The following is a 14,310-nucleotide window of genomic DNA, read 5'->3' as shown; positions in this document are numbered from 1 at the left end:
GGTGAGTTCACCTTCGCATTCGCGGGTAAACCCGCTCCTAAAGGGACCGCGCCGACCACCGCAGGAGCCGGCATGCTGGCTCCTGCGGTGGGTGTCGATCAGCCCTTGGTGGTCAGGCCGTCAACATGGCCTTCCACCGTGACAGGGCCGACCTTCAGCTTGCCGTTGTCCAGCGAAACGCTCGGCACACCCCCCTCAGGCAACTTGGGCAGGTCCAGCGTGGCCTTGACCTCATAGCCCAGCGGCTTCACCTGGGCACCGATCAGCGTCCCGGCCTGCTCGACACCCTGGCCTTCCAGCGCCAGGTTGCGCTCACTCGCAATGTGCGACGCCTCCTTGGTAGCTGCCTTGCGCATGAACTCGCCCTGGGCGTTGAAAGACGGCGTGTAGTCGAAGCCGGCCTTCTCCTGGCCCTCCTTGTCCTGGCCCTCCTTCGCCTTGCCCGGCTTGCCGGCCAGGCCTGCGCCTAGATCAAGACGAACCGACGTGGTGGTGTCCTGGCGGTCCTGGACCGTCAGCCCACCGGCCAGCTTGCCACCGACCTGCTGGCCATCGACCCGTGCGCCGCTGAGCTGCGCCGCGCCGGTACTGTTCAGCGTCACTTCGCCGGCGGTGATGTGGCTGTTCTGCTGGGTGGCGCCTTGCAGGTAGTCGACGTGCACCTTGCCGCCCAGGTCGAAATCTTTCGACGTGGTGACCTGTTGCGCGGCATCCGCTGGCGTGTTGCGGCTCAGGTTGCTGCCGGCCTTCAGGTCGACGCCCCAGTTGCCGCGGCGCTGGGTGGACTGCGCCGACTCCAGCACCAGGCCGCCCTCGCCTGCCGCGACGTTGACGCCTACCGCGCCAACCTGCGTGCCCTGCAGGTGCACCGACTGGCCTTCCAGGCCCACAGTGCCACGGCTATCGAGCTGGCCACCGGTCAGGGTCTGCGAGCGCTCGTTGGTCTGCCCTACATTGAAGTTGCCGCCCAGCTTGCCACTCAGGTCACGGCCTTGTTCACCAGTGGCGGCCTTGCCGCCGAGGTTGAGGCCGCCGCCCAGGTGGCTGCCGGTGACGGTCCGGGTGTCGCTGGCCGCTTGCAGGTCGAGCGCGCCACCGGCCTTGACCGTGACCGGGCCGCCCGCGTCGATGCGCGTACCTTGCAGTACCTGGTCACCACCGCTAGCCAGCTGCACCGAGCCACTGCCCTTGATGCTCGCCACCTGGGCCTTGCTGTCGACAATGTGCTCACCGGCATGGTCGAGCTGGAACCCGGCCCCCAGGTCGATCTTGTCGCCCACCGGCAAGGTGCCAACGGTCAGCGAACCGCTGCCACCGAGGCTGCCGCTGTCGCGACGCTCATGGTTGTTGGCCTGGTCCAGGGCCAGCTTGCCACCGGTGGTGACGGCCACGGCGCCCTGGCCACCGTCGAAGCGGCTGCCTTCGAAGCGCGCATCGCCACCGACCTGGATGTTCAGGCCCTGGCTGCCGGTGTAGCTGCCAACCACGGCAGTGGACTTGTCTTCAGCCAGGGACTTGCTGCCCCCCGAACCGTTGGCGGTCACGTTCAGGTCCTCACCGGTCTTGGTGTAGACCCGGGCGGATACATCGGCATTCACCTGCTGCTCGGTGCGGCTGTGGGTGTTGCTGGCCGCCTCGGCCTGCAGCGAACCCGCCTTGACGCTCAGCACACCACCGTTGGCGTTGTACTGGGTGCCCTGGTCCTTCAATGCGCCGGCCACGTTCAGCTCGACGCCCTGGCCATTGAACTGGCCGACCACTGCGGTGCCGGTCTGTTCGCTGCGCTGCTCGCTGGCATGCCCAACGGCCAGGTCGACGCCCAGGTTCGGCGTGCCCAGCTTGCCCAGGGCGTCGGTCAGCGAGGTCTTGCCGTCCAGTACATCCTTGACGTCCTTGAGCGGCAGCTTGCCGTCGAGCGCGTCCTTGACCGTGACCTTGCCATCGACCACATCCTTGACCACGCCGGCGATCGGCCGGGCGATGTCCTTGTACTCGACGTTGACACCGACATCCGCCGACCAGTTGCTCTGCTGGTGGCTGCTGCTGGTGGTATCGCTGGCCGCGCGGTTGTCCACCTGGTTGGCGGTGACGCTCAATTGACCGGCGCTGTTCACCTGCGCGCCTTCGCTGGCCAGGGTATCGGCCTTGATCGTCAGCTTGCCAGCGCTGTCCACGCCGGTGGTCTTCGCAGTCGTCGTGCTCGCGGCGTCCTGCTGCGTGCCATGGGCGAAATCGACCCCGGCGCCCGCGCGATCGAGGCCGGCGGTGAGGTAGACACCCCCTGAAGTGCGGCTGCTGTCGCTGGATTCACTGTGGCGATCCTGCTCGGCCAGCAAAGACACCTGCTTGCCGGTCAGGGTGGTGTCGCCGGACGTGGACTTCACCGTCGCGCCCTTGAGCGCCAGCTCGCCACCGGCATTGACCTGCACCTCGCTGCCGCTGAGGCTCGAGCCTTGCTGCTTGACGTCGGTGCGGGTCGCCCCCTGCTGCTCGCTGACATACCCCACGCCCGCACGATACTGACCGGAGCCAGGCGCCGTTTCCTTGGCAGAGGCCACGAAACCTCGATTGCTGCTGGCACTGCTTTGTTCACGAGTGTCCTGGGCCGAGGTGACCTTCACATCGCCCGCCGCCTCGGCGTTCAACTTACCGCTGGCCTTGACCGTCGAGCCGACCACATCGATGCCTTCGGTGCTGTTCAGGCCGACGTTGCCACCGGCCACCAGTTCGCTGCGCACCGAGGTGCTTTCCCGGGTGTTCTGCTTGGCTTCGTTGTGGCTGACGCCGAAGAACTTGCTCTGCTGGTTCTGGCTGTCGCGTTGGTCGGTGCGCGAGGCGTTGTTGATCTTCACCTGCTTGCCGTCGATGCGGATGTCCTTGCCGCTGGCCAGCTGTGCACCCTCGGCCAGCACCGCCGCCTTGGCGCGCAGCTCGATGTCGCCACCCTTGAGCTGGCTGGTGACACTGCGCTGTTCTTCGCTGCGGGTGTCCCAATCGGCCTTCCAGAAGCCCTTGGTGTGCTTGCCCTGGTCGGTCTGCACGTGACGCTCGGTGGCCGCAGTCACGCGCAGGTCGCCACCGCTGTTCACGCTCAGGTGGCCTGGCGCTTCGACGTTGGCGGCATTGAGCAGCGAGTCCTGCCCCGACTTCAGCTGGGCGTCGCGCCGGGCCACGACCTGGGTGCCGTGCTCGCGGGTGTCACTGTCGGTCTGGGTGCGCTGGTAGGTTTCCCAGTCGATGCCCAGCGCGCCGCTGCGCCAGTTCTCGCGTTTTTCCTGGAGCTTGCGGCTCTGCACGGTGCTCAAGGTGAGGTTGCGCCCGGCGTCGAGACCGACATCGCGCCCGCTGACATCGGCGGCGGCCAGAGTCAGGTCCTGACCGCTGCGCAGCCCGACATCGCCTTGGCTGCTGTGGACACCGGCACGGGTTGCCTCCAGCTTGTCGGCCACGGCCGCGCCACTGATGTTCAGGTCGCCGGCCGAATCGATGCGCACGCCGTCACGCCCTTCGACCTGCACGGCACCAACACGCACGCCCGCGCCCTGGGCGGTGCTGACAATGTTGATGCGCCCGGCCTGCATCGCGCCGAACAAGCTGGCGTCGATACGCTGCTCGGTGGTGTTGGCGCTTGGGTCGACGTGGGTGACCTGCCCGCTGGCGTAATCCACCTGCTGGCGACCCGCGGTCAGGTTGAGCTGGTCACGCGCATCCAGGCGCCCTTTGCTGTCGATGCGTGGGGCGATCAGGTTGACCGAACCGCCATCGTTGCGCAGCCCGCCACCCTGCACCTGCAGTTGGCCGCTGGCGTCCTGGGTAGTCAGGCTCCTCAGCTTGCCCTCGTTCAACTCCGGCCGGCCGACCACCAGGCTGGCATTGGGCGTGTTGATGAAACTGGCGCCATTGACCGAGATGCCATTGGGGTTGGCCAGCACATAGTCGGCGGCGCGGCCGAAGATTTCCTGGGCGCCGTTGATGGCCGACGGGTTGCGGCTGACCACTTCGTTGAGGATCACGCTCGCCGCCTGGCCCTGGAACTGCGGGTTGGCCGCCAGCTGGCCGGCGAGCTGGGAATTGCCAGCCTGCAAGGCGTTGTTCAGCACCAGGCCCTGGCGGTCGACGTTGTAGTCGAGGAACTGGTTATGGGACAGCCCTGCGCCATTGGGCGCGACGATATTGACGATGGGCACGCCACCCTGGGTCTGCAATTGCGCCGTGCCACCGGGGCCGGGCGCCACTACCACGCCTTCGGCCAATGCCTGCGGCAGGCTGGCAACGAGAAACAGGCTGGCAATTGCCCAGCGCAGTTTGCCCTGCGGTGAAAGGTGGAAGGCAAAGGTGTTCTTTGGCATAGGTCACTCTCCATGTAGGTGCTGCAATTCACTGCGCGATCGCGGTCAGATCTGCAGGCCGGCCCGGAACAGCCAGACTTCGGGTTCGTGGCGCAGGCCACTGGGCGTGGTCAGACCACGCTGGTAGTCGACATCGATCTGCAGGGCCTTGTAGCCCAGGCTCAGGCCGACACTGGCACCGCTCAGGCGTTGGCTAGAGGCGCCGTGGTCGGCCTTGATCCAGCCATGGTCGAGGCCAATGCGCGGGGTGATCGCAAAGGGCCCGTCATGGCGTAGGGGCAGGCGCAAGGTGTTGCGCCAGATCGCTCCGCTGGCACCGGACATGCTGTTGACCCGATAGCCGCGCACGGCGGAATCGTCGGTGCCGAGCAACTGCTCGATGGCCGGCAGCGGGTCGGGGCTGTACTGCAGGTTGAGCTGGCTCTGCCATTGCCAGGCCTGCCCGCCGAGCTGGCCGTTGCGCCACTGGCCGAGGCTGGCGCGGTACTTGTGGAACTGCGCCTTGGGCAGGTCACCGTTCAGGCGCCGGCCATCGTCGTCGGCGCCGAGCCAACGCAGGCCCTGGGCATAGTTGACGTCGAGGTTCCACACGGCGCGGTCGAGCCAGAACAGGTTGAGCCCGGCCTCGGCCACCGTCAGGGTCGGGCTCTGCACATCCAGCCGCACCTTGGCGAACTCCGTGTCGACCTCCTTGTGCGCCAGCTGCAGGTTGGCGCTCAGCTGGTGCTGCTGGTCACGCCAGAGCACACGCTCACTGCGCAGGCTGAGCTGGTCGGTGATGCCGGTGCTGTGCAGGGTGACGCTGCTGAGCTTGAACGGCGAGCGGTACTCGGCATGGCTGGCGAACAGGCTGAAGGTCCAGTAGCCGTAGGGGATGGCGTAGTAAAGGCTGGCATTGCGGCTGTAGCGATCGCCCTGGTTGAGGGTGTCGCTGGCGCTAAGGCTAAGCAGGTCGTTGAGCGCCAGCGGGTTGTCCAGGCTCAGGCTGAGCACCTGGCGGTCGCGACCGGTGCCGGCGCTGCCCAGGTTGTCCAGGCCCAGCCCCATGGCCACCCGCGGCTGACCGGCGCTGCGTGAACGCAAGACGATCCGCGAGGCGCCGGGCTGGCTGCCCGGGGCGATATCGGCGGTCAGGTCGACCGAACGCAGGCGGTTGAGCTGGTCCAGGCCCTGCTCCAGGTCGCGCAGGTTCAGCGGCTCGCCCAGCATGCCGGGGAAGGCGCCGGCCAGGGACACCGGCAGGCGCTGGTCGGCCAGTTCGATGGCCTCCAGGTAGCCTTCGTCGACCAGAATATCCAGCGAATGCCCTGCGGCGGGAGCGCTGCTCAGGTAAGGCCGGCTGGCGATATAGCCCTTCTCGACATACAGCGCGGTGAGGGTCGCCAGCAGGTGATTGATCTGGCCCACGCCCATGCAAGGGGTGACCAGGGGCTCGATACGGGCGTTGAGCGCGGCGCGGTCGATCAGCGTGACGCCACCGACACGCACGCCCGCCAGTGGCCAGCACTGTGCATCGGGGGTCACGGCCTGGGGCGTCTGCGGTGTCGTCGCCGAGGGGCCAAACGCGCCGCGTTGCAGTTGTCGACGGCGTTGCTCCAACTGCAACTGTTGCAGGTCGGTCTGCTGCTGTTGCTGTTGGCGCAGCACTTCCTGGCCCGGGCCGACGGTTTCGGCGTGCGCAAGACCGGCACACAAACACAGCCCCATGGCAGGCAACAACCGGCTGGGCGTGGCGGGACGGCGGGACATGGCAGGCAGGTACAACATACAACACCCATTCGGACAGAACTGCACAACTAACGCATTCAGGCAGTCGGATTTTTTAACTTTCCGGCGTGCCTACTTCAGGTTATCGGCCCTCGTCTTGAAACTTGAGAAAGTTCGAAAAATTGGCGTCATTAGTTCGGCGATTAGTTGCACATCATTTTGATAGCAACCTACGCAAACCCATCTGCCTCGCAGGTTCCATAAAACACGAAACAAGGATTGTCGAACAATCAGACGAAAGCAGAATGCCCGCTTTCAAATAGACACGAATCACCGGGCAACAACTTTAGAGTGGGATTCGAAGAGGGACGGTCATCAAGACCATTACGCGGGGAAGTTGCAGTACGGGGCGCGAGGCGCCCCGTCATGAAAAGTCGTTCAGGCCGCCTGCCGACGCATCGCCAGGATCGCCGCGCCAAACCCGATGAAGGTCGAGCCCACCACCCGGCTCACCCAGCGCGACAGCGACGGCCGGGTCAGTACGCCCTTGGCCCGTGCGGCGAGCGCGGCGTACAGGCTCAGGGAGGTCAGCGACAGCAGGATGAAGATTCCGGTGAGGATCAGGAACTGCGGCAGCAATGCCGCGCCTTGGTCGATGAACTGCGGGAACAGCGCGGTGAAGAACATCGTCGCCTTGGGGTTGGTGACCGCGGTCAGGAACGCCGACTTGTACAGTTTCAACGGTGTCGGCCGGCGCTTGCCCGCGCCCTCCTCCACGCCTTCGACCAGCATCGGGTTCTTCTTCAGCAGTTGCCGTGTGCCGAGGTAGAACAGGTAGCCGGCGCCAATGACCTTGACCGCGTTGAACAGCATTTCCGAACTGGCCAGCAACGCCCCCAGCCCGAGCATCGCCGCCGCCGACAGGCAGAACAGCCCGGTGGCGTTACCCAGCGACGACCACACCGCGCTGCGTTGCCCGTGGGCCAGGCTGTTGTTGATCGCCATGAGCGTGGCGGGGCCTGGGCTGGCGATGGCGATCGCGGCAACCAGGGTGAAGGCGAGAAGCGAGTGAGTGTCCATGTTCAGGCTCGTGCAAGGCTACGGAACCCGCATCATACAGCGGAGCCATGATGAAAAGCGGCGGCCCTCGAACAATGCCACGTCACCCGCGAATGCGTCGGCGAACACACTACCGTCTTCGCGGGTAAACCCGCTCCTACAGATGCCCCACAGCACCACCAGACACCAGAAATGCGCCATGATGCCGCCCTGTGATCGATAACAAGAAAAGGAACTACCGATGCCCCGCCTGGATTGGCTCGAATACCACATGGCCCATTGCGACACCTTGGCGCAATGGCTGCACGCGCAGTTCCACTATGAGTTCCAGGATTTCCCCTTGCCAGCCTGGCAATGCGAGTTCGCCGAAGGGCAGCGCAATGGCAAGTGGAAGTGCCTGGTGGCGCTGGACGGCGACCGGTTGCTGGGCAGTGCCGCATTGGCCGTCGACGACCTGCCCGAACGACCGGAGCTCGGGCCCTGGCTGGCTTGCGTGTTCGTCAGCCCGCAGGCACGTGGCCAGGGGCTCGCCGAACGGTTGATCGAAGGGATCTGTCATCACGCCCGTGACGGCGGGGTCTCGACGCTGTACCTGCATACCCATGACCAGCACGCCTACTACGCGAAGCGTGGATGGCGCCTGGTGGAGCGGTTCGAGGCATGGGGCGAGGCGCACTGGCTCATGTCTCGTGACCTTGCCGCCACTGCCCCCTGACATGCCATGCCCCCTGCGCGAGCCACTGTTCTGGGTTGACGGTACTGACCCTTTCGCCGGCAAGCCGGCTCCTACAGGTATGGCGCGGCCCAATGGACTGCGCTTGCGCATTCCGCCGAATTGCTTGCCTGATCCTCTGGCGCGTGGGCTGGATCGGTTCCGCACCGACGCCCCTGTGCTAGCGTTTCCAGATTGGGGAACAACGTATTCCCCTGCCGCGAAACCAACCGATGATCAGCAGGTGAGCCCATGGAACTACGCATCAACCAGCAGACCTATCAGGTCGAGGCCGACGCCGACACGCCCTTGCTCTGGGTGATCCGCGACGACCTGGGCCTGACCGGCACCAAATATGGCTGCGGCCTGGCCCAATGCGGCGCCTGTTCGGTGCTGGTGGACGGCAATGTGGTGCGCGCCTGTGTCACCCCGGTGGCCGGCGTGGTCGGCCGCGAAATCACCACCATCGAGGCCATCGAGCAGGACGCGGTCGGCAAGCGCGTGGTCGCCGCCTGGGTCGAGCACCAGGTGGCCCAGTGCGGCTACTGCCAGTCCGGCCAGGTGATGGCGGCCACCGCGCTGCTCAAGCACACCCCCAAACCGAGCGATGCGCAGATCGACGCGGCCATGGTCAACCTGTGCCGCTGCGGCACCTACAACGCCATCCATGCCGCCGTGCACGACCTGGCCCAAGGGGAGAACGCCTGATGAATGCGCGTATCGATTCCTCCGATGACCTGTTGCGCTTACGCAACGGCGAAACCGTCAACCTGTCGCGCCGACGCTTCCTGGCGGGCACCGCCATTGGCGCGCTGGTACTGGGCTTCGGTTTGCCGCTGGGTTCGGCACGGGCTCAGGCAGCCGCCGCCACGACCGAACGCGGCACCCAGGTGCCGGCCTTCCTGGAAATCCGCCCGGACGGCAGCGTGCACCTGCTCAGCCCCTTCATGGAAGGCGGGCAAGGCATCAATACCGCCATGGCGCAGATCATCGGCGAGGAGCTGGATGCCGACCCCGCCACCTTCGTGGTCGACAGCGCCCCACCGGGTGAAGCCTACGTGGTGATGGAAAACGGTTGGCGCATCACCGGCGGCAGCATGTCGGTGCGCATGAGCTACCCGACCATGCGCCGCCTCGGTGCCCTGGCCCGGGCCATGCTGCTGCAGTCCGGTGCCGCGCAATGGGGTGTTCCGGTCAGTGAACTGACCACGAAACCCGGCAAGGTCGTGCACACGGCTTCGGGCCGTGAGCTGGGCTATGGCGAACTGGCCGCCAAGGCCATGGACCTGCCGGTGCCGGACCCGGCCAGCGTCACCCTGCGCGACCCCGGCCAGTTCCGCTGGATCGGCAAGCCGGTGCCGCGCCTCGACGCCCAAGACAAGTCCACCGGCAAGGCGATCTACAGCATCGACATCAAGGTCGACGGCATGCTCCACGCCGCCGTGCAGCATGCACCACGCCTGGGCATGACCGTAGGCAGCCTGCGCAACGAAGACCAGGTCAAGGCCATGAAAGGCGTGCACTCGGTGCATCAGTTGCCCGGCGCGGTGGCGGTGGTCGCCGAGCGCTGGTGGCACGCCAAGCGCGCCGTGGAAGCGCTGCAGGTGGACTGGCAAGCGCCCGGCGCCGACAGCCAGGTGCGGCCGATGCCCGCCGACTTCTCCAGCGACGGCTGGCGCGACCACCTGGCTGCCCAGACCGGGCCGAGCCGCGATGAAGAGAACGAAGGCGACGTGGCCGCCGCCCTGGCCGGCGCCAAGACCACGGTCGAGGCCACCTACCACAATCAGTTCCTCAACCATGCGCAGCTGGAACCGCCCTCCGCCACCGCCCGCTTCAACCCCGACGGTTCGCTGGAGGTGTGGCTGCCCAACCAGGCGCAGGACATGTTCCGCGACGACATCGCCAAGCGCACCGGCCTGGACCCAGCCCGCATCACCCTGCACTCGCCACTGCTCGGCGGCTTCTTCGGCCGGCACTTCCTGTACGACTCGGCCAACCCCTACCCGCAGGCCATCGCCCTGGCCAAGGCCGTGGGGCGGCCGGTGAAACTGATCTGGAGCCGCGAGGAAGAGTTCCTGCGCGATGCCATGCGGCCCATGGCCGTGGTCAAGTTCCGCGCCGGGCTGGACGACAAGGGTCTGCCGGTGGCCATCGAGGCGATCAGCGCGACAGAAGGCCCGACCGAGGCCATCGCCGGCAAGCAGGGCGACAAGGTCGATCCCACCGCCCTGGAAGGGCTGTCGGGCAAAGCCTACGCCATCGCCAACAAACGCATCGCACAGATCTACGTCAAAGGCCCGGCCATGCTGGGTTACTGGCGCTCGGTGGGCAACTCGCTGAACGACTTCTTCTACGAATCGTTCCTTGACGAACTGGCTGACAAAGGCGGCCACGACCCCTTCGAACTGCGCCTGCACCTGCTGCGCGAAAATCCGCGCCTGACCACGCTGCTGCAGGCGGTGGGCGAATTGTCCGGTGGCTGGAAGCGCGGCCCGTTCACCGCCGAGGACGGCAGCCGGCGCGCCCGCGGCGTGGCCATGGCCTCGCCGTTCGGCTCTGAAGCGGCGGTGATCGCCGAAGTCTCGCTGGAGGGCGGCCAGGTCAAGGTGCACGACATCTGGCAGGCCATCGACCCAGGCAGCATCGTCAACCCGGCAATCATCGAGGCGCAGGTCAACGGTGCGGTATCCCTGGGCTTGTCCCAGGTGCTGCTGGAAGAGGCGGTGTGGCTCAACGGCATGCCACGGGCGCGCAACTACGACTTGTACCCGGTGCTGCCGCCGTCGCGCATGGCCCGGGTGCATGTGCGCATCGTCGAAAGCGGGGCGAAGATGGGCGGCATTGGCGAACCGCCGCTGCCGGCCGTGGCGCCCGCAGTGGCCAATGCCGTGGCACGGCTGACCGGCCAGCGCGTGCGCAGCATGCCCCTGAGCCGCCATACGTTCAGCTGACACGACAAGGACCGCCCAATGAGCAATAGCCGATTCGCCAGAGCCGCTGGCTGGCTGGTCCTGCCGTGCCTGGTCGCGGCAGGCCTGCTGGCCTGGTACGTCATCCGCGAGCCCGTCTCGCCATTCCCCCAGGAGCAGACCGTCGACGCTGCACTGATCAGCCGTGGCGAGTACGTCGCCCGCCTCAGCGATTGCGTGGCCTGCCACAGCCTGCCCGGCAAGGCACCGTTTGCCGGTGGGCTGGAGATGGCCACGCCGCTGGGGGCGATCCATGCCACCAACATCACCCCCGACCCGGAGCACGGCATTGGCGCCTATAGCCTGGCCGACTTCGACCGCGCCGTGCGCCATGGCGTCGCGCCGGGCGGGCGGCGGCTGTACCCGGCCATGCCCTACCCGTCCTACGTCAAGCTCAGCGACGATGACATGCGGGCGCTCTATGCATTCTTCATGAAAGGCGTACAACCGGCTGCCGAAGCCAATATCCCCAGCGATATTCCCTGGCCGCTGAACCTGCGCTGGCCCATCGCCCTGTGGAACGGCCTGTTCGCGCCGACCACGCCCTACGCACAGAAACCCGATCAGGACCCGTTGTGGAATCGCGGCGCCTATATCGTCCAGGGGCCCGGCCACTGTGGCAGTTGCCATACTCCGCGCGGTCTGGCCTTCAACGAGAAGGCCCTGGACGAAGCGGGCGCGCCCTTCCTCGCCGGCGCCCTGCTCGATGGCTGGTACGCGCCCAGCTTGCGCCAGGACCACAACACCGGGCTGGGCCGCTGGAGCGAAGCGCAGATCGTGCAGTTCCTCAAGACCGGGCGCAACCAGCATGCCGTGGTGTACGGTTCGATGACCGAGGCGTTCAACAACTCCACGCAATTCATGACCGATGATGACCTGGCCGCGATCGCCCGCTACCTCAAGTCATTGCCCGGCGACCTGCAACGTGACGGCGCACCGTGGCAGTACCAAGCGGTATCTGCGGGCATAGACACGCCGGGGGCACATACCTACGTGACCCGCTGCGCCAGCTGCCATGGCCTGGATGGCAAGGGCCAGGCCGAATGGATGCCGCCGCTGGCGGGCGCCACCTCGATGCTGGCGAAGGAGAACGCCTCGGCGATCAATATCACCCTCAATGGCTCGCAGCGCATCGTCGCGGCCGGCGTGCCGGACGCCTATCGCATGCCGGCGTTCCGCGAGCAGTTATCGGATCAGCAGATCGCCGAGGTGCTGAGCTTTGCCCGCGCCACCTGGGGCAACCAGGGCGGCGCGGTGGACGCCCAGGCGGTCGGCAAGCTGCGCGGCCATACCGACCCGGCCAGCAGCAGCCCGATCATCCTGCACATGCGCTGACCTGCAGACACACGAGGACACCATGGAAAGCATCGACCTGCTGGTCCTGCGCACCACCCACGACTGGCTCCAGGCCGGCCACCGCGTGCTGCTGGTCACCGTCGCCCGCACCTGGGGCTCATCCCCTCGTCCGGTCGGCTCGATGATGGCCCTGCGCAACGACGGCCGGGTGATCGGCAGCGTGTCCGGCGGCTGCATCGAGGATGACTTGATCCACCGTTACACCACCACTTATGGCGGCAGCGGACTGCCGGAAGGGCCACCCGAGGTGATCCGCTACGGTGTCAGTGCCGATGAGGCTCACCGCTTTGGGCTGCCCTGTGGCGGCACGCTGGAACTGGTCCTTGAATTCAGCCCCGCGCCAGCCCCGCTGCAGCAGTTGCTTGCTCAACTCGACAACGGCATCCTGATGCGTCGGCACCTGACACTGGCCGATGGCACGACCCGCCTCGAAACCACCACCACACCGGAGCAGTTCAGCTTCGATGGCCAGCATATGATCAATACCCTCGGCCCCGGCTACCGCATGCTGCTGATCGGTGCTGGCGCGCTGGCCGAGTACCTGGCGACGATGGCGCTGTTCAATGGTTTCAAGGTGGCCGTGTGCGACCCGCGGCCGGAACACATGGCCACCTGGTCGGTCGCGGGCGTGGAGCACCTCAAGGGCATGCCGGACGACGTGGCACATGACTTCAGGGCCGACTTGCGCACCTGCATCATCGCTGTCAGCCACGACCCGAAACTCGACGACCTGGCCCTGCTCGAGGCCTTGCACAGCCCAGCCTTCTACATCGGTGCCATCGGCTCGCGGCGCAATAGCCAACTGCGCCGCGAGCGGCTGATCGAGCATTTCGGGGAAAGCGAAGCCTCGCTCGAACGCCTGCACGGCCCCATCGGCATCTATATCGGCAGCAAGACCCCGGCGGAGATCGCGGTCAGCGTGATGGCCGAAGTGCTTGCGGCAAAGAACGCAGTCAATTTGCCGGGCGCGGTCAACGTATCCCGGGCAAAAGGCGGGATTGAAGGCATGCACTTGTAGGAGCCAGCCTTGCTGGCGAACAGGGCAAGCGTGGATCTCGGGGCAGTGTGGACTTCTTCGCCAGCAAGGCTGGCTCCTACACAAGAAGTTGGGCCGTTGCTCCCGTTCTGCCTGCCAGTGGCTATGCTTCACCTCGCAAAAGCCCACCGGTATCGACCACAAGGAAGACAGGCCCATGAAATCCACCCGTTCCCTCGCTCGTGCCATCGCTCTAGCTTCATTGATGTCCGCCGCCAGCTTCACCGCCCAGGCCGCCGAACTGCCCATCGCCAGCGAAGCGCTGGAAAGCCACATCACCACCCAGGTGACCGCCATCGACCTGGCCAACCGTCAGGTGACGGTCAAGGGACCCCATGAGAAGGACGTGACCTTCCAGCTCACCGAAAAGGCCAAGGCCCTGCCCAACCTCAAGGTCGGCGACCAGGTCGACATCTATGTGACCCGGGCCATCGCCTATGTACTGGACACCAAGGTGGGGGGCGCGCCAAAGGCCAGTGAGGAGTCCGGCACCATTCGCGCCACCAAGGACAACCCCAACCCCGGTGGCGAGGCGTTCCGCCAGGTGCGGGTCACCTCGAAGATCGAAAAGATCGACCTGAAGACCCACGAAGTCACCCTGCTACCGCCCGAGGGCAAGGTGCAGGTGGTCAAGGTCGAGAAGCCCGAGCTCCAGGCGCGCATGAAGAACCTCAAGGTCGGCCAGACCGTCGATGCCATCTACACGGAAGTACTGCGTGTGGAAACCTCGCGCTAGATCCCCCTCGCCCTGGTGGCGGGCTTGCCTGTAAGGTGGGCCATCCGGCCCACTCAAAGGAATGCCCGCCATGATCACCTGCCACCTCAAGTACGTCATCGACCCGTACCAGCTCCCGGCCTTCGAGGCCTACGGCAAGCTTTGGATCGATCTGGTCAACCGCATGGGCGGCGTGCACCACGGCTACTTCCTGCCCAGCGAAGGCGCCAACAACATCGCCTACGCGCTGTTCAGCTTCGAAAGCCTCGCGGCTTACGAGCAGTACCGCACAGCCTCGCAAACCGACCCTGAGTGCATCGCCGCCTTTGCCCTGGCCGAGCAGCAGCGCTTCATCCTCAGCTACGAGCGCAGTTTCCTGCGCCCGATGCTTGGCTGAGCACAAT

At 66.1% G+C, this 14,310-nt stretch carries 10 protein-coding genes; 7 read left to right on the top strand and 3 right to left on the bottom strand.

Features of this window, described 5'->3' with window-relative positions; all coding sequences use genetic code 11:
* Positions 1–98 precede the first annotated feature (98 nt).
* The 3 genes from PSEEN_RS10140 to PSEEN_RS10130 form a co-directional block, all read right to left on the bottom strand.
* Positions 99–4,349, bottom strand: a complete 4,251-nt coding sequence (locus PSEEN_RS10140) for a hemagglutinin repeat-containing protein (RefSeq protein ID WP_011533404.1) — start codon at positions 4,347–4,349, stop codon at positions 99–101.
* A gap of 45 nt (positions 4,350–4,394) precedes the next feature.
* Positions 4,395–6,098: a ShlB/FhaC/HecB family hemolysin secretion/activation protein gene (locus PSEEN_RS10135; protein WP_373694281.1), complete on the bottom strand. Its 1,704-nt coding sequence runs from the start codon at positions 6,096–6,098 to the stop codon at positions 4,395–4,397.
* A 396-nt stretch (positions 6,099–6,494) separates the two neighbouring features.
* Positions 6,495–7,136, bottom strand: a complete 642-nt coding sequence (locus PSEEN_RS10130; RefSeq protein WP_011533402.1) for a LysE family translocator — start codon at positions 7,134–7,136, stop codon at positions 6,495–6,497.
* Between the two features lie 220 nt (positions 7,137–7,356).
* On the opposite strand from PSEEN_RS10130, the gene PSEEN_RS10125 reads away from it, so the two are divergent.
* The 7 genes from PSEEN_RS10125 to PSEEN_RS10095 all read left to right on the top strand — a co-directional run bounded on the left by PSEEN_RS10125 (position 7,357) and on the right by PSEEN_RS10095 (position 14,303).
* On the top strand, positions 7,357–7,830 hold the full coding sequence (locus tag PSEEN_RS10125) for a GNAT family N-acetyltransferase (RefSeq protein WP_011533401.1): 474 nt from the start codon (positions 7,357–7,359) through the stop codon (positions 7,828–7,830).
* A 249-nt stretch (positions 7,831–8,079) separates the two neighbouring features.
* Positions 8,080–8,535, top strand: a complete 456-nt coding sequence (locus tag PSEEN_RS10120) for a (2Fe-2S)-binding protein (RefSeq protein WP_011533400.1) — start codon at positions 8,080–8,082, stop codon at positions 8,533–8,535.
* The gene (locus tag PSEEN_RS10115) at positions 8,535–10,781 is read left to right on the top strand and encodes a xanthine dehydrogenase family protein molybdopterin-binding subunit (protein WP_011533399.1); all 2,247 of its coding nucleotides are present in this window, start codon (positions 8,535–8,537) and stop codon (positions 10,779–10,781) included. The genes PSEEN_RS10120 and PSEEN_RS10115 overlap by 1 nt, the downstream gene beginning before the upstream one ends.
* A gap of 18 nt (positions 10,782–10,799) precedes the next feature.
* Positions 10,800–12,134, top strand: a complete 1,335-nt coding sequence (locus tag PSEEN_RS10110; protein ID WP_011533398.1) for a c-type cytochrome — start codon at positions 10,800–10,802, stop codon at positions 12,132–12,134.
* Between the two features lie 22 nt (positions 12,135–12,156).
* Positions 12,157–13,173: an XdhC family protein gene (locus PSEEN_RS10105; protein WP_011533397.1), complete on the top strand. Its 1,017-nt coding sequence runs from the start codon at positions 12,157–12,159 to the stop codon at positions 13,171–13,173.
* 175 nt (positions 13,174–13,348) lie between these two features.
* The gene (locus tag PSEEN_RS10100; protein WP_011533396.1) at positions 13,349–13,927 is read left to right on the top strand and encodes a hypothetical protein; all 579 of its coding nucleotides are present in this window, start codon (positions 13,349–13,351) and stop codon (positions 13,925–13,927) included.
* 70 nt (positions 13,928–13,997) lie between these two features.
* Positions 13,998–14,303 carry an NIPSNAP family protein gene (locus PSEEN_RS10095; protein ID WP_011533395.1) on the top strand — a complete coding sequence of 102 codons (306 nt, stop codon included), beginning with the start codon at positions 13,998–14,000 and terminating at the stop codon, positions 14,301–14,303.
* Positions 14,304–14,310: the final 7 nt, after the last annotated feature.

This window comes from Pseudomonas entomophila L48 (assembly GCF_000026105.1).
Classification (GTDB): domain Bacteria; phylum Pseudomonadota; class Gammaproteobacteria; order Pseudomonadales; family Pseudomonadaceae; genus Aquipseudomonas; species Aquipseudomonas entomophila.
Note: the sequence above shows the minus strand (reverse complement) of the source record. Positions and strands in the feature narration are given on the sequence as shown.

Bases quoted from the DNA above. Each gene is read 5' to 3' on its own strand.
- PSEEN_RS10120 (WP_011533400.1), top strand. From the start codon at position 8,080: ATGGAACTACGCATCAACCAGCAGACCTATCAGGTCGAGGCCGACGCC.
- PSEEN_RS10110 (WP_011533398.1), top strand. From the start codon at position 10,800: ATGAGCAATAGCCGATTCGCCAGAGCCGCTGGCTGGCTGGTCCTGCCG.
- PSEEN_RS10135 (WP_373694281.1), bottom strand. From the start codon at position 6,098: ATGTCCCGCCGTCCCGCCACGCCCAGCCGGTTGTTGCCTGCCATGGGG.
- PSEEN_RS10130 (WP_011533402.1), bottom strand. From the start codon at position 7,136: ATGGACACTCACTCGCTTCTCGCCTTCACCCTGGTTGCCGCGATCGCC.
- PSEEN_RS10115 (WP_011533399.1), top strand. From the start codon at position 8,535: ATGAATGCGCGTATCGATTCCTCCGATGACCTGTTGCGCTTACGCAAC.
- PSEEN_RS10125 (WP_011533401.1), top strand. From the start codon at position 7,357: ATGCCCCGCCTGGATTGGCTCGAATACCACATGGCCCATTGCGACACC.
- PSEEN_RS10105 (WP_011533397.1), top strand. From the start codon at position 12,157: ATGGAAAGCATCGACCTGCTGGTCCTGCGCACCACCCACGACTGGCTC.
- PSEEN_RS10140 (WP_011533404.1), bottom strand. From the start codon at position 4,349: ATGCCAAAGAACACCTTTGCCTTCCACCTTTCACCGCAGGGCAAACTG.
- PSEEN_RS10100 (WP_011533396.1), top strand. From the start codon at position 13,349: ATGAAATCCACCCGTTCCCTCGCTCGTGCCATCGCTCTAGCTTCATTG.
- PSEEN_RS10095 (WP_011533395.1), top strand. From the start codon at position 13,998: ATGATCACCTGCCACCTCAAGTACGTCATCGACCCGTACCAGCTCCCG.